The sequence below is a fragment of the Pelomonas sp. V22 genome, from assembly GCF_030014915.1.
In the GTDB taxonomy this organism is placed as follows: domain Bacteria; phylum Pseudomonadota; class Gammaproteobacteria; order Burkholderiales; family Burkholderiaceae_C; genus JAUASW01.
Genome location: NZ_JAGIXS010000003.1, coordinates 285,329 through 308,876 on the forward strand (window position 1 = coordinate 285,329; position 23,548 = coordinate 308,876).

Consider the following 23,548-nt stretch of genomic DNA (forward strand, 5'->3'; position numbering starts at 1 on the left):
ACCAGACGTTTCCTGAGGACCCGATATGAGTCACTTTCTCGACCGCCTGAGCTACTTCGCTCAACCCAAGCAAGACTTCGCCGACGGCCATGGCCGCACCACCGGCGAGGACCGGACCTGGGAAGACGCCTACCGCGACCGCTGGTCGCACGACAAGATCGTGCGCTCCACCCATGGCACGAACTGCACGGGCTCCTGCTCGTGGAAGATCTACGTCAAGGGCGGCATCGTCACCTGGGAAACCCAGCAGACCGACTACCCGCGCACCCGGCCCGACCTGCCCAACCACGAGCCGCGCGGCTGCGCCCGCGGCGCTTCGTACAGCTGGTACCTCTACAGCGCCAACCGCGTGAAGTACCCGATGGTGCGCGGCTCGCTGCTCAAGTCCTGGCGGGCTGCCCGTGCGGTGGCCAAGACGCCGGTCGACGCCTGGGCCAACATCGTCGAGAACACCGAGGCGCGGCGCGAGTGGCAGAAGGACCGCGGCCTGGGCGGCTTCGTGCGTTCGACCTGGGACGAGGTCAACGAGATCATCGCCTCGGCCAATATCTACACGGTCAAGAAGCACGGCCCGGACCGCGTGATCGGCTTCTCGCCCATCCCGGCCATGTCGATGATTTCCTACGCCGCCGGCAGCCGCTACCTGAGCCTGCTGGGCGGCGTCTGCATGAGCTTCTACGACTGGTACTGCGACCTGCCGCCGGCCAGCCCCCAGATCTGGGGCGAGCAGACCGACGTGCCCGAGAGCGCCGATTGGTACAACTCCACCTTCATCATCGCCTGGGGTTCCAACGTGCCGCAGACGCGCACGCCGGACGCCCACTTCTTCACCGAGGTGCGCTACAAGGGCGCCAAGACGGTGGCGATCACGCCGGACTACGCCGAGATCTCCAAGCTGGCCGACCTCTGGCTGCACCCCAAGCAGGGCACGGATGCGGCCATCGCGATGGCCATGGGCCATGTGGTCTTGAAGGAATTCTTCTTCAAGGACGGCGGCAAGGGGCGCTCGGCCTACTTCGACGACTACGCCCGCCGCTACACCGACCTGCCGATGCTGGTCCGCCTGAAGAAGCAGACGACAGCCGACGGCCGCGAGCTGCTGGTGCCCGACCACTACCTGCGCGCCAGCGACTTCGGCGGGAAGCTCGGGCAGGAGAACAACCCCGAGTGGAAGACGCTGGCCTTTGACGAGCAGGGCAAGGTCGTGCTGCCCAATGGTTCCATCGGCTTCCGCTGGGGCCCGAACGGCCGTGCCGATGAAGGCAAGTGGAACCTCGAGAACAAGGAAGCCCGCAGCGACAGCGATGTGAAGCTGAAGCTCAGCGTGATTGAAGACGGCGAGCAGGCCCACGAGTTGGTCGAGGTCGGCTTCCCGTACTTCGGCGGCGTCGAGACCCCGCACTTCACGGCCAACAAGCAGCAGGACGTGATCCAGCGCCGCGTGCCGGCCGTGCGCCTGAAGCTCGGCAAGCATGAGGACGCCGAAGAGGTGCTGGTGGCCACCGTGTTCGACCTGCAGGTGGCGCAGTACGGCATCAACCGCGGCTTCGGCGACGACACGCCCGAGAGCTATGACGACAACAAGCCCTACACGCCCGCCTGGGCCGAGAGCATCACGGGCGTCAAGCGCGAGCAGATCACCACGGTGGCCCGCCAGTTCGCCGACAACGCCGACAAGACCCGTGGCAAGTCCATGGTGATCATCGGCGCGGCGATGAACCACTGGTACCACTGCGACATGAACTACCGGGGCATCATCAACTTGCTGATGATGTGCGGCTGCATAGGCCAGAGCGGCGGCGGCTGGGCGCATTACGTGGGCCAGGAAAAGCTGCGCCCGCAGACCGGCTGGACCGCACTGGCCTTTGCGCTGGACTGGATCCGCCCGCCGCGCCAGATGAACTCGACGAGCTTCTTCTATGCCCACACCGACCAGTGGCGCTACGAGAAGCTGGACGTGAGCGAGGTGCTCTCGCCGCTGGCCGACAAGCAGAAGTTCGGCGGCAGCCTGATCGACTACAACGTGCGCGCCGAGCGCATGGGCTGGCTGCCCAGCGCCCCGCAGCTGCAGACCAACCCCATCACCCTCGTCAAGCAGGCCCAGGCCGCCGGCATCGATGCCAAGGACTTCGCCGTGCAGGGCCTGAAGGACGGCTCGCTGCGCATGAGCTGCGAGGACCCTGACCATCCCGCCAACTGGCCGCGCAACATGTTCGTGTGGCGCTCCAACATCCTCGGCTCCTCCGGCAAGGGCCACGAGTACTTCCTCAAGCACCTGCTGGGCACGACCAATGGCGTGCAGGGCAAGGACCTGGGTCCCAACGACGCCAAGCCGCAGGAAGTCGAATGGCACGGCAAGGCCCCGGAGGGCAAGCTGGACCTGCTGGTCACGCTGGACTTCCGCATGAGCACGACCTGCCTGTACTCGGACATCGTGCTGCCCACGGCCACCTGGTACGAGAAGAACGACCTCAACACCAGCGACATGCATCCCTTCATCCATCCGCTCTCGACGGCGGTGGACCCGGCCTGGCAGGCCCGCAGCGACTGGGAGATCTACAAGGGCTTCGCCAAGACCTTCAGCGAGCTCTGCGTCGGCCACCTGGGCGTGGAGAAGGAGCTGGTGCTGAGCCCGCTGATGCACGACAGCCCGGCCGAGCTGGCCCAGCCCTTCGACGTGAAGGAGTGGAAGAAGGGCGAGTGCGAGCTGATACCGGGCAAGACCGCGCCGCAGATGGCCGTGGTGGAGCGCGACTACCCGAACCTCTACAAGCGCTTCACCGCCCTCGGCCCCTTGATGAACAAGGTGGGCAATGGCGGCAAGGGCATAGGCTGGGACACCAAGACCGAGGTGGAGCAGCTGGGCGACCTGAACGGCCGCGTCCGGGAAGAGGGCGTGACGCAGGGCATGCCGAAGATCGAGACCGACATCGATGCCACCGAGGTCGTGTTGCAGCTGGCGCCCGAGACCAACGGCCATGTGGCCGTCAAGGCCTGGGAGGCGCTCAGCAAGCAGACCGGCCGCGAGCATGCCCATCTGGCCCTGCATCGCGAGGACGAGAAGATCCGCTTCCGCGACATCCAGGCGCAGCCACGCAAGATCATCAGCTCGCCGACCTGGTCGGGCCTCGAGAGCGAGAAGGTCTCCTACAACGCCGGCTACACCAACGTCCATGAACTGATCCCATGGCGCACCCTCACGGGCCGCCAGCAGTTCTACCAGGATCACCCCTGGATGCAGGCCTTCGGCGAAGGCTTCACCAGCTACCGGCCGCCGGTGGACCTGAAGACGCTGGCTGAGGTCGAGCACCTCAAGCCCAACGGCCACAAGGCGGTGGCGCTGAACTTCATCACGCCGCACCAGAAGTGGGGCATCCACTCGACCTACAGCGACAACCTGATGATGCTGACGCTGAACCGTGGCGGGTCGGTCGTGTGGCTGTCGGAGCAGGATGCCGCAGCGGCCGGCATCGTCGACAACGACTGGATCGAGCTCTACAACGCCAACGGCGCGATCGCGGCGCGGGCGGTGGTCTCGCAGCGGGTGAAACCGGGCATGACCCTGATGTACCACTCGCAGGAAAAGATCATCAACACGCCGGGGTCGGAGATCACCGGCACGCGCGGCGGCATCCACAACTCGGTGACCCGCATCGTCACCAAGCCGACCCACATGATCGGCGGCTACGCCCAGCTGAGCTACGGCTTCAACTACTACGGAACGATTGGCACCAACCGCGACGAGTTCGTGCTGGTGCGCAAGATGGCCAAGATCGACTGGCTGGATGAAGAAGGTACGGCCGCTGAAGGAGCACACGCATGAAAGTCAGAGCACAAATCGGCATGGTGCTGAACCTGGACAAGTGCATCGGCTGCCACACCTGTTCGGTCACCTGCAAAAACGTCTGGACCAACCGGCCGGGCATGGAATACGCCTGGTTCAACAACGTGGAGACCAAGCCCGGCATCGGCTATCCCAAGGAATGGGAGAACCAGGACAAGTGGCATGGCGGCTGGGTGAGAAAGGCCAGCGGCGAGATCGAGCCGCGTCAGGGCGGCAAGTGGAAGCTGCTGATGCGCATCTTCGCCAACCCCAACCTGCCCGAGATCGACGACTACTACGAACCCTTCACCTTCGACTACGACCACCTGCAGTCGGCGCCCAAGTCCAAGGCCGCACCGACTGCAAGGCCGCGCAGCCTGATCACCGGCCAGCGCATGCAGAAGATCGAATGGGGCCCGAACTGGGAGGAGATCCTGGGCGGAGAGTTCACGAAGCGCTCGAAGGACAAGAACTTCGAGGATGTGCAGAAGGACATCTACGGCCAGTTCGAGAACACCTTCATGATGTACCTGCCGAGGCTGTGCGAGCACTGCCTGAACCCGGCCTGCGTCGCGTCCTGCCCCTCGGGCTCGATCTACAAGCGCGAGGAAGACGGCATCGTGCTGATCGACCAGGACAAGTGCCGCGGCTGGCGCATGTGCGTGTCGGGCTGCCCCTACAAGAAGATCTACTACAACTGGCAGAGCGGCAAGGCCGAGAAGTGCATCTTCTGCTACCCGCGCATCGAGGCGGGCCAGCCCACGGTCTGCTCCGAAACCTGCGTGGGCCGCATCCGTTACCTGGGCGTGCTGCTCTATGACGCCGACCGCATCGAAGAAGCTGCGAGCGTCAAGGAAGACAAGGACCTCTACCAGGCCCAGCTCGACATTTTCCTGGACCCGAACGACCCCGCCGTGATCGAGCAGGCGCGGCGCGACGGCATCCCCGAAGCCTGGCTGGAGTCGGCCCGCAAGAGCCCCGTCTACAAGATGGCCGTGGACTGGAAGGTGGCCCTGCCGCTGCACCCCGAGTACCGCACCCTGCCCATGGTCTGGTATGTGCCGCCGCTCTCGCCGATCAGCGCCGCCGCTCACGCCGGCCACATCGGCGCCAATGGCGAGATCCCCGACCTCAAGCAGCTGCGCATCCCGGTCCAGTACCTGGCCAACCTCTTGACCGCCGGCGACGTGATGCCGGTCGAGCGGGCGCTGGAACGCATGCTGGCCATGCGCGCCTACCAGCGCGGCAAGCATGTGGACGGCGTGGAGAACCGCGCGGTGCTGGACCAGGTCGGCCTGATCAAGAGCGAGGTCGAGGACATGTACCAAACCATGGCCATTGCCAACTACGAGGACCGCTTCGTCATCCCGACCACGCACCGCGAGTACGCCGAGAACGCCTACGACCTGCGCGGCGGCTGCGGCTTCAGCTTCGGCAATGGCTGCTCGGAAGGCGAGACCAATGTCAGCCTATTCGGTGGCGAGAAGCGCCGCACGATCCCGATCAAGACGACGGTGTGAGGAGGCCAGAGCCATGAGCAAGAAGACTTCTGCAATCTCCCTCAGCTGCCGCGCGCTGGCGCGCCTGCTGGACTATCCGTCTGACGAACTGCTGAACCTGCTGCCGCAGTTGCTGGCCGTGCTGCGCGAGGAGGGCGCGCTCTCAAGCGAGCGCCTGGCCGAGCTCGAAGGCCTGGTGCTGCGCCTGGCGCGCGGCGAGTGCTATGCGGTGCAGGCGCTCTACGTGGAGACCTTCGACCGCGGTCGCGCCACCAGCCTGCATCTGTTCGAGCATGTGCACGGCGACTCGCGCGAGCGCGGCCCGGCTTTGGTGGACCTGGCCAAGACCTACGAGGCCGGTGGCATGTTCTTTGACGCGAGCGAATTGCCGGACTTCCTGCCGGTGGTGCTCGAGTTCGCGTCGACCCAGGAACCCGCCACGGCCCGCGCCTTCCTGGCCGAGATGGCCCACATCCTGAACGCCATCCACACGGCCCTGATCAAGCGCGACAACAACCCCTATGCCGCCGCCATCGGCGCGGTGCTGGAGCTGGCCGGCGAGCGGCCGCAGGCGGTGCAGATCACCGTCGATGAGCCGCTGGACGAGGCCTGGGAAGAGCCGCCGGCCTTTGACGGCTGCTCGTCCAAGGGCCAGAGCCGGCCCGGCACGCCCCAGCCCATCCACATCGTCAAGAAGACCCACACGGCCTCCCAAGGAGTACGTCCATGAGCTCGATCAACTTTGCCTTGTTCGGCATCTATCCCTATGTGTGCCTGGCGGTCTTCCTGGTCGGCAGCCTCCTGCGCTTCGACCGTGACCAGTACAGCTGGAAAAGCGACTCCTCGCAGCTGCTGCGAAAGGGCAGCCTGCGCTGGGGCAGCAACCTGTTCCACATCGGCGTGCTGTTCCTGTTCTTTGGCCACACGGTCGGCATGCTGACGCCGCACTTCCTGTACGAGCACTTCATCAGCGCCGGCGACAAGCAGCTGATGGCCATGGTCAGCGGCGGCATCGCGGGCCTGCTCGGTTTCGTGGGCGTGAGCCTCCTGCTGCACCGCCGCCTGAGCGATGAGCGCATCCGCCGCAACAGCAAGGCGAGCGACATCCTGCTGCTGGTGCTGCTGTGGGTGCAGCTGCTGCTGGGCCTGGCGACCATCCCGCTGTCGGCCCAGCACCTGGACGGCGGCATGATGATGCTGCTGGCGGAATGGGCCCAGCGCATCGTCACCTTCCGCCCGGGCGCGGTGGAGTTGCTGGCCTCGGCATCGTGGGTGTTCAAGCTCCACATGTTCCTCGGCATGAGCGTGTTCCTGGTGTTCCCCTTCACCCGCCTCGTCCATGTGTGGAGCGGCTTCGGCACCCTGGCCTACCTGGTGCGTCCGTATCAGCTGGTGCGCAGTCGTCGCATCTCACTGCCGCCTGGTCACACGACCCCGCAGCGCCGCTGAACCCCAACATCAAGGAGAACGACATGAGTGGATGTGGTGGAACCGGCAGTTGCAGCTGCGGTGGTGGTGGCGCCAAGACGCAGCAGGTCGAAGCAGAAGACGTCTACAAGAGCGACAAGATCGCCCCGGTGGCGCGTGTCAATGGCGTGCCGCTGCACGGCGCCGGCGAATCGCCGGACCCGGAGGCACTGCGCCAGCGCGCCTACTCCGAGCTGCTGCGCCAGGCGGCCCAGCAAGCCGGCCTGCTCGGCTTGGACGACACCGCCTCGACGGACGGCGTGCTGAGCGAGGCGGCTTCAGCTGCCATCGAGCAACTGCTGGAACGCGAGCTGCGACTGCCTGAACCCGATGCAGCAGCCTGCCGCCGCTACTACGAGGCCCATCGCTCGCGCTACAGCGTCGGCGAGACGGTGCAGGCCCGCCACATCCTGTTCGCGGTGACGCCGGGCGTGGACATCGATGCGCTGCGCCGCCGGGCCGAAGGCCTGCTGATCGGCCTGCGCTGCGCCGACGAGGCCGCCTTTGCCGAAGCCGCGCGCGAGTCCAGCAACTGCCCGAGCGGCGAGCAGGGCGGCGAGCTGGGCGTGCTCACACGCGGCGACTGCGCGCCCGAGTTCGCAGCCGCGCTGTTCGCGCAGGACGAGGGATCGGCCCACGTGGGCGTGCTGCCGCGCCTGATCACCACCCGCTTCGGCTTCCACATCATCCGCGTCGAAGCGCGCGAGGCCGGGCAGCAGCAAGCCTACGAAGCCGTGGAGGGCGCCATCGCCCAGACCTTGCGCCAGCAGGCCTATGTGACCGCCTTGCGCCAGTACCTGAACCTGCTGGCCGGATCGGCCGCGCTGCAGGGTGTGGAACTGGAAGGCGCAGACTCGCCGCTGCTGCAGTAGCAGGTGGCCATGCCTGGCGATGAGTTGCTCGAGCGGCTGCGGAAGTTCAACACCGACTTCTTTCCGCAGTACCGCAGCCGCTTCAAGGACCTGGTCGAGCAGGGCCAGCATCCGACCACGCTGTTCATCGGCTGTTCGGATTCGCGCCTGGTGCCCTATCTGCTGACGGGAGCCGGGCCCGGTGAGCTCTTCCTGGTCCGCAACGTCGCCGCCTTCGTGCCGCCGTACGACGGCTCGGCCGGCCATCACGGCACGGCGGCCGCCATCGAGTTCGCGGTGCTGTCGCTGGACGTGAAGCACATCATCGTCTGCGGCCACAGCCATTGCGGCGGCATCCGCGCGCTCTATGGCGAGCCCCCTCCGGAGGCCACCAACCTGAAGGCCTGGCTGGAGCTGGGCCGTGAGGCCACGTTGCCTGTCCAGCCCAGCCCCGAGGCCCTGCGCCGCACCGAGGAGCGCTCGGTCGTGCTGCAGCTGGAGCGGCTGATGGACTATCCGATGGTGCGCTCGCGCGTGGAGCAGGGCGGGCTCAGCCTGCATGGCTGGCACTACGTGATCGAGGACGGCGAGGTCAATGTCTTCGATGTGAAGCAGGGCTGCTTCGTGCCGGCCAGCCGCGCCGAGCACAGCGGCGACGGGCCCTACAGCCTGGACCCGGTGGACCCCGGCCAGTCCATCTTCAATGAGATCGACGAGGCCTGGCGGCCGCAGCGCTGAGTGCGGCACTGCAGCCTGACGCCGGGATAATCGGCCGCCATGCTGAAGTCATTTCGTGCCGCCTTCTTGTTCCTCGGTTTGATCGCGGCCGGTGCTTCGGCCGAGCCGCCAGGCAGCACCGGACTCGTCGGCCCGGATGGCAGCCTGCCGGCTTTCCACGAGCAACTGCGCGGCGAGCTGAACTTCAAGCTGGGCTGGACCGACGCCGACAAATCGCGGCCCCAAGCCTGGCGTGCGGCAGGCCTGGCCAAGGCCCGCGAGCTGATGCTGCTGCCCACCGAGGATGCGACGCCGTTCGAGCCGCGCGTGCTCGATGAGATCGACCGTGGCAGCTACGTGGCGCGCCGCATCGAACTCAGCCTCTCGAGGTACGGGCGGGTCACGGCCTTGATGCTGGTGCCCAAGGGCGCGGGTCCGTTCCCGGCCGCGCTGATGCTGCACGACCATGGCGCCCGCTTCGACATCGGCAAGGAAAAGCTGGTGCGTCCCTGGGGCGATGCGGCCCGCGAGCAGTCGGCTGAAGCCTGGGCCGCACGCTACTTCTCGGGCCGTTTCCCCGGCGACGAACTGGCGCGGCGCGGCCATGTGGTGCTGGTCGCCGATGCGCTGGGCTGGGGCGACCGCAGCGCACCGGGCTTCCAGCGCGACAGCCAGCAGGCCCTGGCCGCCAACCTGATGAACTTCGGCATCTCCTGGGCGGCGCTGATCGCCACCGAGGATGTGCGGCTGGCGCGCTTCCTCGCCACGCGGCCCGAGGTCGACCGCTCGAGCGTGGCAGCCATCGGCTTCTCCATGGGCGCGCAACGCGCCTGGCAGCTGGCGGCCTTGTCGGACGACGTGCGCTTCTGCATTGCGGTCAACTGGATGGCGACGCTGCAGGGCCTGATGGTGCCGGGAAACAACCAGCTTAAGGGCCAGTCGGCCTTTGCGATGCTCCATCCCGGCCTGGCTCGCTACCTGGACTATCCAGATGTGGCCGCGCTGGCCGCGCCGAAGTCGGCCCTGTTCTACGCCGGCGAGCAGGACGCGCTGTTCCCGCCGGCCTCGGTGGCTGAGGCCTTCGAGAAGCTGCGTGCAGTCTGGACTGCGAATGGCGCCGGATACAGGCTGGAGACCCGCCTTTGGCCGGGTGGCCACCAGTTCACGGCCCAGCAGCAGGATGCGGCGTTCAGTTGGCTCGAACGCAGGCAGATCAAGATTTACTGAGCGCGAGAGACAGCCGCCGGCTGCAACTCCGGCCTCAGCCTCAGCAACTCCTTCAGCACTATTTCGGCAAACAGCGCCGCGCCCTTGGGCCCCACATGCGTTCGGTCGAACAGGCTCTTGGGCTGGCCCTGCGGCTCGACCTGGTTGGGGTCGATGGGCGTGGCAGGGGCCGCTGCCGGCTTGGGCGCCAACGCCAGCGTGTCGGCCTGGTCTTCCCCCATCGCCTGCACGGCTGCCGCGCTTAGTGCATTCAGGTCCAGCACCTGCACGCCCTTGTCGGCCGCCACTTTGCGGATCGCATCGGCCCAGGGCAGGAGATCGTTCTGCAACTGGCCGGCCTTGAAGGAGCGGCGGGTCAAGGGCGTCAGCAGCAGGGGCGTGCCGCCGGCGGCCCGTACCTCGTCCACATAGGCGGCGAGGTTGACCGGGAACTCGGTGGCCAGGTCGGTGGAGCGGCCCGGCTTGCCGGGCTGGTCGTTGTGGCCGAACTGGATCAGCACCAGGTCCTTTTGCCCGCCTTCCTTCAAAAGCGTGGTCACGCTGGTCCACAGGCCTTCGGCGCGGTAGCTCTTGGTGCTGCGGCCGCCGCGTGCGAGGTTGATGCAGGCGAGCAGGGGCAGGCGTTCGCACAAGGCATTGCCGTAGCCGCTGCGTGGCGCCATCGTCGAGTCGCCGACCAGGATCACGCGCAGGCCCAGGGTCTGGGCTTTCGCATCGCCTGTGTGGAGACTAAGCGCCGTCAGCAGCGCGAGCAGGGCAGGCTTGAAGGATTTCATTGCTTGATGGCCAGTGAGTGCCAGCCCGCCTTGGGGCTCATGTCGTCGAGGTTCCAGTCTTGCTCGCGGAAGGCGCGGCGGGTGGCCGCGTAGCGCGGGTAGCCGAGCGGATTCTCGGTCTCGGCGTCGATGATGCGGCCCTGGCCGCGCGCCATGTCGGCGAGCAAGCGGGCGTCGATGGCGTCGCGGTCCCAGGGCCGGGCGCCGACCAGGGCGGGCAGGCGCTCGGCCAGTTGGGTGGCTGGCAGCACGGGCAGTCCGGCGGGCAGCTCGGCGCGCTCCATAGCCAGGATGCGGCCGGTGGCGCCGGGCGCGTTGGCGGTCATGGGCATCGCCTTGCCGCTGCGGTCGCTGGCCAGGTTGTCGGCCAGGTGCAGCTCCACATCGCCTTGCTGCAGCAAGAGGAACAGCGGCAGGCCCGGCGTGGTGTCGGGGCCGTGGCGCAGCACATTGCCGACAAGGCTCAATCGCCCGGTCTGGTGCGGCTGGCCCTCCCATTCCTTGGCGATCAGGTTGTAGTGCACGGCGCGGTCGCCGGGATTGAAGATCAGGTTGTTGACCATCGCGCCCTGGGCGCCGCCCTTGAACAGCGCATTGCGCTGGCGGTTCGAGGCGTAGAGGTTGCCGAGCAGCAGGACCTGGCTGGTGTTGTCATGGATCAGCGAGCCCTTGGAATGCTCGCCCTTCTCATGCACCGAGTGGCTGAGGCCCTCGTAGATCAGGTTGTGGCTGTAGGTGATGCGGTGCGAGGTGCCGAGCCGCCAGTCGGCCGGCGTAGCTCCTCCAAAGCGCGGGCCCGAGGCCGAGAGGTTCTCGTCGGTGGCCCAGGAGAAGCTGCAGTGGTCGACGATCACGTCATGCGCGCCAGCCAGCGTGGAGATGCCGTCCTGATCGCCGCCGCCCTTCTTGGGCCGGCCGAACTCGCCGGGCCGGAACATCAGGTGCTGGATGATCACGTTGTAGGTCGTGATCATGGTCTCGGCCTTGATGACCGAGATGCCGGGATGCGGCGCCGTCTGGCCGGCAATCGTCAGATGAGGCTGCGTGATCTTCAGCGGCTTGCCGCCGAAGTCGATCACGCCGCCCACCTCGAACACCACGATGCGCGGGCCCTCGGCCTCGACCGCCTCGCGCAGCGTGCCTGGGCCCGACTCGGCCAGGCTGGTCACGCGGAGGATGCGCCCGCCACGCCCGCCCGTCGCTTCTGCCCAGCCGCGCGTGGCCAGGCTGTAGGCATTGAGGCCCGCGTCTGCCGTCGCTGCCGCTGCTGCGGGCAGCAGGGGCAGGGCGGCCGTGGCGAGCAGCAAAGCGCGGCGCTTCAGCAAGGCCTGGCCTCGCATCAGAAGCTGTACTCCGCCGTGAACTTGAAGGCCCGGCCCAGGATGTCGGCCGCGCTGGTGATGTAGCCGGTGTAGATGGTGTTGGCCGTCAGCATCGGGTCGACATTGGCGATGTTGTTGACCGCCAAGCTCAGCTTGGTGTTCTTGAAGCCGGTGTAGGCGGCGCTGATGTTGTACTGCGTGTAGCCCTTGACTCGCGTGTAGGTGGAGCCGGCGCGCGGGGTCAGGTCGGTCAGGCCGCTGTTGAGGCGCTGCGAGAGCTGGGCCGACCAGGGGCCAAGGCGCCAGCCAATGGAGGCCGTGTGCTTCCAGCGGAAGTTCAGCTGGGGCGCGCCCGCGAGGCCGGCATTGACGCCGGCGCCGCCGTAGCGGCCGTCATTGGTGATGACGCCCACGTCATGCAGCAGCTCGCCACCCTTCTCGGCGGTGAAGTCGTACTTCTCGTAGTAGGTGCCGTCCAGCTGCACGTTGAACGTGCCCCAGTCGGTGGCCGGGAAGCGGTAGGCGGCCGAGAGGTCCAGGCCGCGGATGCTGATGTCGCCCCGGTTGGCCTGGCTGGCCACGATGTAGTCGATGGTGCCGTCGGACTTGCGGGCGATGTTGGTGCTGTACTTGGCCGGGGCCTGCTGCACCTCGGCGATGGTCACGGCGCCCAGCACGTCCCGCAGGCTGCTGCCCCAGTAGTCGGCCGTCAGCAGCAGGCCCTTGATCGGCTCGATGGCGGCGCCCAGGGTCCAGCCCTTGGACTTCTCGGGCTTCAGGTGGCTGTTGTCGGGCGACTTGGTCCAGTAGTTGGTCAGCACATTGCAGACCTGGTCGCGGGTGTAGCCGGTGACCGGGTTGCCGGTGTTGGTCACCGTCGGCTGGGCGCTCGGGCACAGCACGGGGTCGTCCATCAGCTGGGTGCGCACTTCCGGTGTTGGGTTCTGGATGTCCATGATGGACGGCGCGCGGAAGCCGGTGTTCGCCGAGGCGCGCAGCACCAGCTCGGTCATGGGCTGGTAGCGGGCCGACAGCTTGGGGTTGACCGTGGTGGTCTTCAAGTCGCTGTAGTGGTCGGCGCGCACAGCGGCATTGAGGGTCAGCTGCTTGGTGATGGGCGCGTCGACCTCGGCCACGGCCGAGTGGATGTCGCGCTTCAACTTGCGGGCCACGCCGCTGGGCGTCTCGCCAACCAGGTCATGCTTGGTGATGTTGCCGAAGCTGTCGATGGCCAGGGCGCCGTTCACGGTGGCCACGTAGTCCAGCGGTGCGGCGGCCACCTTGGCCAGGTCGCGGCGCAGCTCGCCCGAGAGCGCCAGCATCAGCGGGCCTCCCGGCAGGTTCATCAGCTCGCGTGTCAGGTTGAGGTCGATGCTCTGGTTGAAGGCCTTGTTGTTGCGGTAGCTGTAGTCGCTGGCCTCGATGCTCTTCAGGTAGGCCAGGCCTTCGGCGTCCTGCAGGCCGAAGGGATTGAGGATGCCCTTGGTGAAGCCTTCCTGCGCCTTGGAGTAGAGGATGTAGCCGCCGCCGGCGCGGGTGTCGCGTTCGGAGGCGCCGTAGTTCAGGCCGAGGCGGTAGTCCCACTTGCCCACCGTGCCCTCGGCGCTGAGCACCAGGCGGTCGTTGAACTGCTCGTCATTGCGATAGGCGGAGCCGAGTTCGGCTGGGCCCCACACGAAGTAGATCGTGCGGTTGTTCATGTTGAGCGTGCTGACCGTGCCGGGGGTCTTGGTTGCGTCGATGAAGGCGGTCGGCGAGTTGGCGCCGGTGTTGCTGCCTATCACCTGGATCGCCGGCGTGATGCCCTTGCCCGGGTAGTACTTGCTGGTGGCCGGCATGTTGTAGGTGGTGGCCGGCGCGGTGCTGCCCGGTGTCTGCATGCCGCGGTACTTCTTGACCAGGAACTGCGAGTGCAGCAGCTCCAGGCCCAGCCTGTGGCCGCCCGGCAGGTTGAGGCTGGCCTTGCCATAGACATTGGTGATCTCGCTGCCGTCGGTCACCGCGTCGAAGAACAGCGGGTTGCGGTAGCAGCCGGCCGAGTAGGTGGCCGGCGTGGCCACGCTGCCCGCGCCCAGCGTGGGCAGCGAGTAGGGCGCCAGGCAGCCGGTGGCGTAGGCCGGGTTGTAGTTGGAGTTGGAGCCGGTCGCGAAGCCGAAGTTGGCGCTCGGGCTCGGGTTCTTGTTGTCGGGCGTGAGGCCAAGGCCCAGGCCATTCAGCACGGCGTTGTCGAACAGTTCGGGCCGGTCGCCCTTGAAGAGCGCCGACTTCTTCTGGCGGTCCAGCGAGATATAGGCATTCCAGCCCTGCTCGGCGAGGTCGCCGATGCCGGCGATCAGGCCGACGGCCTTGGTTTCGCCACCGCCCGAATGCTCGGGCATGTTGTATTCGGCCTTGACCTTCACGCCCTTGAAGCTGTCCTTGGTGATGAAGTTCTGCACGCCGCCGATGGCGTCGGAGCCGTAGATGGCGGAGGCGCCATCGCGCAGCGTCTCGGCGCGGTCCAGCGCCATGCGCGGGATCACGTTGACGCTGACGTACTGGTCCTGCAGCGGCTCATTGGCCATGCGTCGGCCATTCAGCAGCGTGAGGGTGCGCATGGGGCCGAGGCCGCGCAGGTTGAGCATGGGCCCGGCGGCGCCGGCATTGGTGCCCAGCGAGAGCGACTGCGGCAGCTCCAGCAGCAGGTCCTTCAGCTCGGTGTGGCCGCGGGCCTCGAGCTCGGCAGCCTTGACCGTCGACACGGGCAGCGCGGCCTCGCCGGCCAGCTGCTTGATCGAGGAGCCGGTGATCTGGATGCGCTCCATCGTGTTGGTGGCGGTCTGCGCGAACGACGCGGGAACGGCCAGGCTGGCCACGGCCAGGGCCACGGCATTGGGCACCGAATGGATGCGACGGCTCTTGTGCATTGCTTGTCTCCTGCTGTCCCGGCCGTGCGGACGAAAGTCCGGCCGGGCTGTTGATGTCGGGGCGGCCGCTGTTGCGGCACACGGGAGGAAATGCCCGGGTTCAGGCATGTCTGCCCGGCGCACGACACGGCATGGTGTCGGCCAGCAGAAGAGGCGAGAGGGAAGCGGCCGACCCGGCGCGCAGGACTGGGTCGGCCGTGGTGCGATCAGAACTTGTAGCGAACGCCGACCATGTACTCGCGGCCGGTCACGTTGTTGACCACCACGCTGTCGCGGGCCCGGCTGATGAACTGGTCGTTGGGCTGGTTGGTCAGGTTCACGCCTTCGAACGACAGGTCCAGGTTCTTGTTGACCTTGTATGAGACCGAGAGGTCCACGTTGCGCGTGCCGTTCTTGCCTTCGACGTCGTTGTTGTTCTGGCCCGGCACGCGGGTCAGGTAGCCGGAGCGGCTGGACGTCGAGATGCGGGCGCTGAAGGTGCCGTCGTCGTAGTAGAGCGAGGCGTTCCAGGCACGCGGCGACATGTTCACCAGGTCGTCCACGATGGGCACCGTGCTGGTGGCCGAGGTGTAGTAGGTGATCTTCGAGGTCACGTAGGTGTAGTTCAGCACCGTGCCGAAGTTCTTGCCCCAGGCCGGCAGGAAGGTGAAGGGCTGCTGGTAGTTCAGCTCGATGCCCTTCAGCTTGCCACCTGGCGTGTTGAAGCTGGAGGTCAGTGCGAACTGCTCGTCACCCGTGAAGTTGCTGGGCAGCAGGCTCATCGGCAGGCCGGTGTCCTTGAACTTGACGGTCTGCACAGCGGACTGGATGTAGGAGCCGATGTCCTTGTAGAAGGCGCCAAGGCCCAGCAGCGCATTCTTGGCGAAGTACCACTCGAAGCCGGCGTCCACGGTGTTGGCGCGGAAGGGGTCGAGATTGGGGTTGCCCGTGGAGATGCTGAGCGTGCCGGTGGTGTTGATGGTGCCACCGGGGTTCATGAGCTGCAGGGGCGGACGCGACATCACCTTGGCCGCGCCGAAGCGCACATTCATCTCGCGGTTGAGTTCGGCGGTCAGGTTCAGCGAGGGCAGCATGTCCTCGTACTTGTTGCTGACGGTCACGGCCGTGCCGCCGCCGGTGGCCAGGTAGCCGGTGGCGATCACTTGCGTGCGCACGAGACGGGTGCCGATGTTGCCGCGAACTGGCACATCACCGAGGCGGGTCCTGAAGTCGGCCTGCAGGTAGGCGCCACGGTCGTACTCGGTCACCGCGCGGTTGTTGCCGCGGGCATTGCCGTTGGTGATGGAGGTGAGGGTGAAGTCGCCCGGGCCGCCAGCAGCGCCGCTCTTCAGGCAGTTGCAATAGATGTCGTACTGCGAGGCGATGGCGTTCAGGTCCGGGATGGCCCAGGACGTGATCGTGCCCGCAGGCAAGTCCTGACCCTTGCCGAAGCCGGTCACCATCGTCGTCAGGCCGGCGATGGAGGCAGGGGCGTACATGGTCTCGACCGCGCGGCGCGACTCGTAGGACTCGAAGGTGTACTTCTTGAAACTGGTGCCGCCCTTGATGGTCAGCTTGTCCGGCACGGCTTCCCATGCCAGGTTCAGGTTCATCACGTCGTTGCGGTTGTTCGTGCCCTGCGGACGGATGCGAATCTCGCTGGCCGTGCCGTTGGTCAGCGCGGTGGCGCCGCCGGTGGGCACGCCGATGATGCCGAAGGAGCTGCCGCCGGTGGTGGCCGGATCGAACGGGTAGGTGATCGACGGCAGGCGGTCGCTGTTGCGGAAGTCGATCGTGTAGCCGTTCACGTTGGCCACGTCCAGCGTGGTGGTCGTCTGGATCGGGTTCTTGAACTTGGAGTCCGCGCGGCCGGCGATGCCGGTGAACTTCAGGCTGTCGCTGATGTCGTGTTCCAGCGTGAGGGTCGGCTGGGTGTAGACGGTGGAAAGGCGGTCGAAGCGCGACTCGGCGCGGATGTCGACGCCGTTGTACTTGCCGTACAGCAGGTTGCCGTTCGGGCCGTATTGGGCCTCGACCACGCTGGTCTGCGGCTTGCCGCCCTGGCCCAGCGTGCGGCTGAAAGAGATCGCTTCCAGGAAGTCCTCCTGGCGTGTGGCCTTGAGCTTGGAATACAGCATGTCCAGTGTCACGAGGGTGTTCTCGGACGGGCGGATCTGGAACGAGCCGGTCAGGCCCAGGCGGTCCTGCTCATGGGTCAGGCGGCCATAGCGCGGCAGGCGCGGATGGAAGTTCGCGGCATTGCTGGCCAGCTGGTAGGCGGCCTGGTTCTCGGGCGTGTTGGGCAGGCGGGCCACGCCTTGAGCGGCCGGGCCGCAGGTGGTGGCCGTGGAGCCGGCCGGCAGCGTGGTGCCGGTGGCGATGGTCGCGCCCTGAGGCGGGCACCAGCCACCGGAGGAGATGCCGTTGTCCCAGCGCACGGTGCTGAAGCCTTCTTCGAGCAGGCTGCGCTTGGAGTAGGCACCCGACAGCAGCAGGCCGATCTTGCGGTCGGCGAAGGTGTCAGCCACCAGGAAGGCCACGCGCGGCGTGGTCTTGCCGGACAGGTCGTTGTAGCTGCCCTTCAGCGAACCTGCGGCGGTGAAGCCCTTCAGGTCGAAGGGGCGGGTGGTTTGCAGGTCGACGACGGCGCCGAGCGAGCCTTCGTCCACTTCGGCGGCCGAGCTCTTGCGCAGCGTCACCGAGTTGAACAGTTCGGAGGCGAAGACGTTGAAGTCCATCGTCCGGGTCTTGTTGCTGCCGCCGGAGCTGTCGGTGCCGCCGGTGGAGGTCTGGCCTTCGATGCCGTTGATGCGGGTGCGGGTGAAGTCACCGCCCAGGCCGCGCACCGTGATCTGACGGCCTTCGCCGGCGTCACGGTCGATCACCACGCCGGGCATGCGCTGCAGCGACTCGGCCAGGTTGGTGTCGGGGAACTTGCCGATGTCTTCGGACTTGATGACGTCGACGATGCCGGTCTCATCGCGCTTCTTGCGCAGCGCGCTTTCGAGGGCGCCACGCAGGCCGGTCACGACCACGGCCTCCAGCTGGGCCTGCTTGGCCACGGGAGCGGATGCGGCGGCGGCTGGTGCGGGTGGCGTGGTCTGGGCGGCTGCCAGCAGCGAGCTCGAGCCGAGCAGGCAGGCAGCCAGCTTGGTGAGCTGCGGCGTGTGGCGGTTGAATTTCTGCATTGCTTGTCTCCTGTTATGTCGTCATACGGGCGCCGGCCTCTACGGGCGCGGCGCGAGGCGGCTTCCTGGTCCACGGTCCCGGGTCTCTGTCGCCTGGGTGGGTGGCTGCGGGGCTGGAGGCGCACGCAGGGCGCCGCGGGTGTTCATGCACCGGACGGCTGCAGTGCCGGCCAGCGCCTTTTCTCAACTCAGAGGTAGTCCTCCCGGGGCGGGGAGAACTGGTCGAGCAGCACGCTGTCCGCCTCAAGGGCGACCACGCCGTGCTGCGTGTGGTGGGCGGCGACGAAGGCATCGCCTACTCGCAGGATCTTCTTCACGCCGCCGACCTCGGCCTCGAACGAACCCGAGATCACGAAGGCGATCTGGTCATGAACGTCGTGCGCATGCGGCGTGCCGATGGCGCCCTTGTCGAAATGCACCAGCACCGACATCAGTTGCGAGGTGTGGCCGACGATCTTGCGGCGGATGCCGTCGCCGAGCTCGGTCCAGGGCGTGGCTTGGTTGTCGTAGTACAGGCTCATTCAGACTCTCCCCACCCGCTGGGAGGCGGGCAGCAGGGGCTTGGTGGAACATCGATTCGTGGCTACTATAGCGCCGTCTCAAGAAATTGAAACAGCGGTCCACTAAATAGAAACCATAATTCCGAGATACTCCGGGGCTGCGTTAGGCTCGCGGCATCGCCGTTTTGAAACGGCTTTCCATTAAACATTCTGCCGTTGGGCACAAAGCGCACACCGAGGCCAGCACACCATGATTCTTGAGAACTTCCAATTGAGCGGCCGCGTGGCCATCGTCACCGGCTGCAACACCGGCCTCGGCCAGGGCATGGCCCGCGCGCTGGCGCAGGCGGGCGCCGACATCGTGGGCGTCAATGTTTCCGAGCCGGACGAGACCCGCCAGCAGGTCGAGGCCCTGGGCCGCCGCTTCCTGGACCTGCGCGCCAACCTGTCGGACATCAGCTGCCTCGAAGGCCTCGTGGAGCAGGCCAAGGCGTTCGGTGGCCGGGTCGACATCCTCGTCAACAACGCTGGCATCATCCGCCGCGAGGATGCGATCAAGTTCACCGAAAAGGATTGGGACGACGTGATCGACCTGAACCTGAAGACGGTGTTCTTCTTCTCGCAGGCCGTGGCGCGCGTCTTCATGGCGCAGGGCACCGGCGGCAAGATCATCAACGTGGCCTCGATGCTCTCTTATCAAGGCGGCGTGCGCGTGCCCTCGTACACCGCCAGCAAGAGCGGCGTGATGGGCATCACGCGCTTGATGGCGAACGAGTGGGCCTCGCACGGCATCAATGTGAACGCCATCGCCCCCGGCTACATGGCCACCAACAATACGGCCGCCCTGCGCGCGGACGAGGGCCGCAACGCCTCCATCCTCGAGCGCATCCCCGCCGGCCGCTGGGGCACGCCGGATGATCTGGCCGGGCCGGTGGTGTTCCTGGCCTCGAAGGCGTCTGACTATGTGAACGGCTACACCGTCGCCGTCGACGGCGGCTGGTTGGCCCGCTGAATTTCCCCTTGATTGAACGACCCGGGTCGCCAGAGCCCGGGCGCTCTCACACCGCCGGAGACACGGTGCATGTATGAGAACAAAAAGCTGGGCTTCCTGTTCGTCCTGCCATTCGTGCTGGGCGTGCTGCTGTTCAAGCTCTTCCCCTTCGTGGCCAGCCTCGCGCTGAGCTTCACGCAGTACGACCTGATCGATGCACCGCAGTTCATCGGCCTCGAGAACTACAAGGAACTGGTCGCCAGCGACCCGCTCTTTCGCAAGTCGCTGGGGGTCACGCTGACCTTTGCCGTGCTGGCCGTGCCCTTCCGGGTCGGCTTCGCGCTGTTCATCGCCCATGTGCTGAACTTCAAGCTGCGCGGCATCAACTTCTTCCGCTCGGCCTTCTACCTGCCGTCCATCCTCGGCGGCTCGATCGCCGTGGCCGTGCTGTGGCGCTTCATCTTCTCGAAGAACGGCCTCGTGAACCTGATCCTCACCCAGCTGGGTCTGGACCCGATCCCCTGGCTGGCCGACGAGCACTTCTCGATGTGGACCATCGTGCTGCTGTTCACCTGGCAGTTCGGCTCGGCCATGGTGATCTTCCTGGCGGCGCTGCAGAACGTGCCGGTCTCGCTCTATGAAGCGGCGGAATGCGATGGCGCGAGCAAGCGCCAGCAGTTCTTCAAGATCACGGTGCCGCTGATCACGCCGGTGATCTTCTTCAACATGATCATGCAGATGGTCCAGGCCTTCCAGGAGTTCAACGGGCCTTACCTGATCACCGAAGGCGGGCCGCTCAGCTCCACCTATGTGCTGGCGCTCTACATCTACGACCAGAGCTTCCGCTTCTTCAACCTCGGCTACGGCGCGGCCCTCTCCTGGGTGCTGTTCGCCCTGGTGGCAGGTCTTGCTGGTATCTCGTTCTGGAGCAGCAAGTACTGGGTCTTCTACTCTGGTGAGAAGGGAGGCAAGTGATGAGCGAGCCCCTCACGCTTGGCCGCGACCAGGGCAACAAATGGCTGCGCTACATCGCGCTGGGTGTTGTTGCGCTGGTGATGCTGTACCCCTTGATCTGGCTGATCGGCGCCTCGTTCAAGAGCAACACCGAGATCTTCACCGAGGTCGGTTTCTGGCCGAGCAAGTTTGATTTCTCGTCCTACGCCAAGGGCTGGAAGACCAGCACCGAATACACCTTCGCCACCTACTTCCTGAACAGCTTCCTGATCACGATCCCGCGCATCATCGTGACCCTGATCTCCTGCGTGCTGGTGGCCTACGCCTTTGCGCGCTTCGAGTTCTACGGCAAGAAGCTGCTGTTCTCCATCATGGTCGGCACCATGATGCTGCCGCTGATCGTGCTGCGCCTGCCGCAGTACCTGATGTTCCGTGAGCTGGGCTGGCTGGACAGTTACCTGCCCTTGATCGTGCCTTCGGCCTTCGCCACCGACACCTTCTTCGTCTTCATGCTGGTGCAGTTCCTGCGAGGCATTCCGCGCGACATGGAAGAGGCGGCGCAGATCGACGGCTGCAATGCGCTGCAGCTGCTCTGGCACATCATCGTGCCCATGCTGAAGCCGGCCATCATTTCGGTGATCGTCTTCCAGTTCATCTGGACGATGAACGACTTCATGGGCCCCTTGATCTACCTGGCCTCGGTCGAGAAATACCCGGTCTCGCTGGCCCTGAAGATGAGCATCGGCGCCACCGAAGAAGTCGACTGGGCCAACGTGATCGCGATCTCGGTCGTGGCCCTGATTCCGTCCGTTGCGGTGTTCTTCGCCGCCCAGCGCCACTTCATCGAAGGCGCCACCTCCAGTGGCGTCAAGGGTTGAGAAAAGATTCGGAGACAGAACGTGGCCCATCTGAGCCTGAAGAAAATCGAGAAGGTCTACCCCAACGGCTTCAAGGCCGTGCATGGCGTGGACCTGGAAATCAAGGACGGCGAGTTCATGGTCTTTGTCGGCCCCTCGGGCTGCGCCAAGAGCACGCTGCTGCGCATGATCGCGGGCCTGGAGAGCATCTCCGGCGGCGACCTGTTCATCGGCAGCAAGCGCGTGAACGAGCTGGCGCCCAAGCAGCGCGGCATCGCCATGGTGTTCCAGAACTATGCGCTGTATCCGCACATGAAGGTCTACGACAACCTGGCCTTCGGCCTGAAGCTCGCGAACACCCCGAAGGCCGAGGTCGATGCGCGCGTGCGGCATGCCGCCAAGCTGCTGGAGATGGAGCACCTGCTGGACCGCTATCCCAAGCAGCTCAGCGGCGGCCAGGCCCAGCGCGTGGCCGTGGGGCGCGCCATCGTCAAGAAGCCCGAGGTCTTTTTGTTCGACGAGCCGCTGTCCAACCTGGATGCCAAGCTGCGCGCCTCGATGCGCGTGCGCCTGACCGAGTTGCACCGCACGCTGCGCGAATCGGGCCAGGCGGCCACCAGCATCTACGTGACGCACGACCAGGTCGAAGCGATGACCATGGGCGAGCGCATCTGCGTGCTGAAGGATGGCCGCATCCAGCAGGTCGACACGCCGACGGCGCTGTACGAGCACCCGGCCAATGCCTTTGTCGGCGGTTTCATCGGCTCGCCGGAAATGAACATCAACGAGGCCGAGCTGGTGGCCCAGGCCGATGGCCGCGTGGCCGTGCGCATCGGCGGCCAACTGCTGCCGCTGCCGGCTGCCAAGGCACAGCGCCTGAATGGCCGGCAGGGCGCCGTGAAGTTCGGCCTGCGGCCCGAGCACATCGGCGTGCAGCCGCGCCCGCAAGGCGACACGCTGGCCGTCGAAGGCCGGCTGCGTTTCTGCGAGCACATGGGCTCCGAGGTCTACGTGCACTTCGACCTCGGCGACGTGGCCATGAGCACGCGTGTGCCGGCCGACCAGATCGCTGACATCGACCGCCGCGAGCGCGGTTCGCTGCTCACCCTGCATCTGCAGATGGAGCGCTGCCATCTGTTCGCGGCCGACGAGGGCGGCGCCACCTTGCTGCCGCGGGCCTGAGCGATGCAGAGAAGATCCTTCACCGCCGCGCTGGCCAGCCTGCCGCTGGCGGCCTGCACGCGGTCTGACCGAGACGCTGCCGAGACGGTGTTGCGCTTTGCCTGGTGGGGCGGGGCAGGGCGGCACGAGGCAACGCTGAAGGCGATTGCCGCCTTCGAGCGCCAGAACCCCGGCCTCAAGATCAAGGCAGAGTACATGGGCTTCAACGGCTACCTGGAGCGCCTGACGACCCAGATCGCCGGCGGCTCCGAGCCGGACATCATGCAGATCAACTGGGCCTGGCTCGCGATGTTCTCCAAGCGCGGCAGCGGCTTTGCCGACCTGCAGCAGTACGGCCGCCACATCGCGCTGGACCAGTTCAGCGCCGAAGACCTGGACCAGGGCCGCGTCGATGGCAAGCTCAATGCCTTGCCCTCGGCCTTCACGGCCCGCGTGTTCCTGTGGAACCAGGCGGCGTTCCAGCGCGCGGGCCTCCCGCTGCCCAAGACCTGGGACGATCTCTTCACCGCCGGCCGTGTCTTCAAGGAAAAGCTCGGCGACCAGGCCTATCCGCTGGACGGCGAGCTCTACGACATGATCCTGATGTCGCAGACCTGGGTGCAGCAGAAGTTCGGAACACCCTACGTCGATCCCAAGGAGCCTCGCGTTGCGATGAGCCGTGAGGCCGCGCTCGAATGGGTGCGCTTCTACCGCCGCCTGATTGCCGAGCATGTGGCCACGCCGTTGCCGCTGCGCGCCTCGCTGGGCGGTGCCGACAAGCCCACCGAGCAGCAGCAGGACTGGGTGGTGGGCAACTGGGCCGGCAACTTCACCTGGGACTCGACCATCCCACTGCGCAATGCCACCCTGAACAAGGAGCAGAAGTTGGTGCTGGGCGATTTCCTCGTGCAGCCGGGGGCGCAGTGCAGCGGCATGTTCGGCCGCCCGACCGTGATGCTGACCATGGGCCGCCACTGCAAGCACCCCGAGATCGCGGCGCGCTTCATCAACTTCCTGCTGACCGACCCCGAGGCCATCCAGCTGCTCGGCAAGACCCGCGGCGTGCCGGCGGCCCGCCAGCAGTTCGAGACGCTGGCAGAGGCCAAGAAGCTGCCCGCACTGGAACTGCAGGCCCACCAGCAGATCAAGCAGCTGCGCGACGCCGGCCAGGTGCCGGTGCCGGCCAAGCTCTTCGAACATGCGCGGCTGCACAAGTTCATGCGCGAGGTCTTCGAGACCGTCGCCTACGGCAAGACCACCGACGAGGAGGCCGCGCGCCGTCTGGTCGAAGAAGGCAATGCCTTGTTGAAGCGAATCAAGTGAGAGAGAT

General features: G+C 66.3%; 17 protein-coding genes. 12 read left to right on the top strand and 5 right to left on the bottom strand.

Annotation, left to right across the window (positions count from 1 at the left end; genetic code table 11):
* Positions 1-25 precede the first annotated feature (25 nt).
* Genes J7U46_RS13615 through J7U46_RS13645 form a run of 7 tightly spaced genes read left to right on the top strand, consistent with a single transcriptional unit; the run spans position 26 to position 9,584 of the window.
* Positions 26-3,823 (top strand): nitrate reductase subunit alpha, encoded by a 3,798-nt coding sequence (locus J7U46_RS13615; RefSeq protein ID WP_282826666.1) that lies wholly within the window; start codon positions 26-28, stop codon positions 3,821-3,823.
* Entirely contained in the window at positions 3,820-5,343 is a 1,524-nt protein-coding gene (gene narH, locus J7U46_RS13620) for a nitrate reductase subunit beta (RefSeq protein WP_282826668.1), read from the top strand. Before J7U46_RS13615 ends, narH begins: the two co-directional genes overlap by 4 nt.
* Positions 5,344-5,356: 13 nt before the next feature.
* Positions 5,357-6,052, top strand: a complete 696-nt coding sequence (narJ, locus tag J7U46_RS13625; protein ID WP_282826670.1) for a nitrate reductase molybdenum cofactor assembly chaperone — start codon at positions 5,357-5,359, stop codon at positions 6,050-6,052.
* Positions 6,049-6,771: a respiratory nitrate reductase subunit gamma gene (gene narI, locus J7U46_RS13630; RefSeq protein WP_282826673.1), complete on the top strand. Its 723-nt coding sequence runs from the start codon at positions 6,049-6,051 to the stop codon at positions 6,769-6,771. The genes narJ and narI overlap by 4 nt, the downstream gene beginning before the upstream one ends.
* A 23-nt stretch (positions 6,772-6,794) precedes the next feature.
* Entirely contained in the window at positions 6,795-7,661 is an 867-nt protein-coding gene (locus tag J7U46_RS13635) for a peptidylprolyl isomerase (protein ID WP_282826675.1), read from the top strand.
* 9 nt (positions 7,662-7,670) lie between these two features.
* Entirely contained in the window at positions 7,671-8,378 is a 708-nt protein-coding gene (locus J7U46_RS13640; protein WP_282826677.1) for a carbonic anhydrase, read from the top strand.
* A gap of 39 nt (positions 8,379-8,417) precedes the next feature.
* Positions 8,418-9,584, top strand: a complete 1,167-nt coding sequence (locus tag J7U46_RS13645; protein WP_282826679.1) for a dienelactone hydrolase family protein — start codon at positions 8,418-8,420, stop codon at positions 9,582-9,584.
* Here the strand turns inward: J7U46_RS13645 and J7U46_RS13650 are convergent.
* The 5 genes from J7U46_RS13650 to J7U46_RS13670 form a co-directional block, all read right to left on the bottom strand.
* Positions 9,578-10,360: a rhamnogalacturonan acetylesterase gene (locus J7U46_RS13650; RefSeq protein ID WP_282826682.1), complete on the bottom strand. Its 783-nt coding sequence runs from the start codon at positions 10,358-10,360 to the stop codon at positions 9,578-9,580. The genes J7U46_RS13645 and J7U46_RS13650 overlap by 7 nt on opposite strands.
* Positions 10,357-11,685, bottom strand: a complete 1,329-nt coding sequence (locus J7U46_RS13655) for a hypothetical protein (protein ID WP_282826683.1) — start codon at positions 11,683-11,685, stop codon at positions 10,357-10,359. The genes J7U46_RS13650 and J7U46_RS13655 overlap by 4 nt, the downstream gene beginning before the upstream one ends.
* A 14-nt stretch (positions 11,686-11,699) precedes the next feature.
* The gene (locus J7U46_RS13660) at positions 11,700-14,588 is read right to left on the bottom strand and encodes a TonB-dependent receptor (RefSeq protein WP_282826685.1); all 2,889 of its coding nucleotides are present in this window, start codon (positions 14,586-14,588) and stop codon (positions 11,700-11,702) included.
* A 206-nt stretch (positions 14,589-14,794) separates the two neighbouring features.
* Positions 14,795-17,755 carry a TonB-dependent receptor gene (locus tag J7U46_RS13665; protein WP_282826686.1) on the bottom strand — a complete coding sequence of 987 codons (2,961 nt, stop codon included), beginning with the start codon at positions 17,753-17,755 and terminating at the stop codon, positions 14,795-14,797.
* A 188-nt stretch (positions 17,756-17,943) separates the two neighbouring features.
* Positions 17,944-18,276 (bottom strand): cupin domain-containing protein, encoded by a 333-nt coding sequence (locus tag J7U46_RS13670; RefSeq protein WP_282826688.1) that lies wholly within the window; start codon positions 18,274-18,276, stop codon positions 17,944-17,946.
* Between the two features lie 229 nt (positions 18,277-18,505).
* On the opposite strand from J7U46_RS13670, the gene kduD reads away from it, so the two are divergent.
* The 5 genes from kduD to J7U46_RS13695 all read left to right on the top strand — a co-directional run bounded on the left by kduD (position 18,506) and on the right by J7U46_RS13695 (position 23,541).
* Positions 18,506-19,267: a 2-dehydro-3-deoxy-D-gluconate 5-dehydrogenase KduD gene (kduD, locus tag J7U46_RS13675; RefSeq protein ID WP_282826690.1), complete on the top strand. Its 762-nt coding sequence runs from the start codon at positions 18,506-18,508 to the stop codon at positions 19,265-19,267.
* A gap of 69 nt (positions 19,268-19,336) precedes the next feature.
* Positions 19,337-20,221, top strand: coding sequence for a sugar ABC transporter permease (locus J7U46_RS13680; RefSeq protein ID WP_282826691.1), 885 nt, complete (start codon positions 19,337-19,339; stop codon positions 20,219-20,221).
* A complete protein-coding gene (locus J7U46_RS13685; protein ID WP_282826693.1) occupies positions 20,221-21,078 on the top strand; it encodes a carbohydrate ABC transporter permease in 858 nt (285 codons plus the stop codon). The genes J7U46_RS13680 and J7U46_RS13685 overlap by 1 nt, the downstream gene beginning before the upstream one ends.
* A 21-nt stretch (positions 21,079-21,099) precedes the next feature.
* Positions 21,100-22,239, top strand: coding sequence for a sn-glycerol-3-phosphate ABC transporter ATP-binding protein UgpC (gene ugpC, locus J7U46_RS13690; RefSeq protein ID WP_282826694.1), 1,140 nt, complete (start codon positions 21,100-21,102; stop codon positions 22,237-22,239).
* A gap of 3 nt (positions 22,240-22,242) precedes the next feature.
* Positions 22,243-23,541, top strand: coding sequence for an ABC transporter substrate-binding protein (locus J7U46_RS13695; protein WP_282826696.1), 1,299 nt, complete (start codon positions 22,243-22,245; stop codon positions 23,539-23,541).
* The last annotated feature ends 7 nt before the right edge of the window (positions 23,542-23,548 follow it).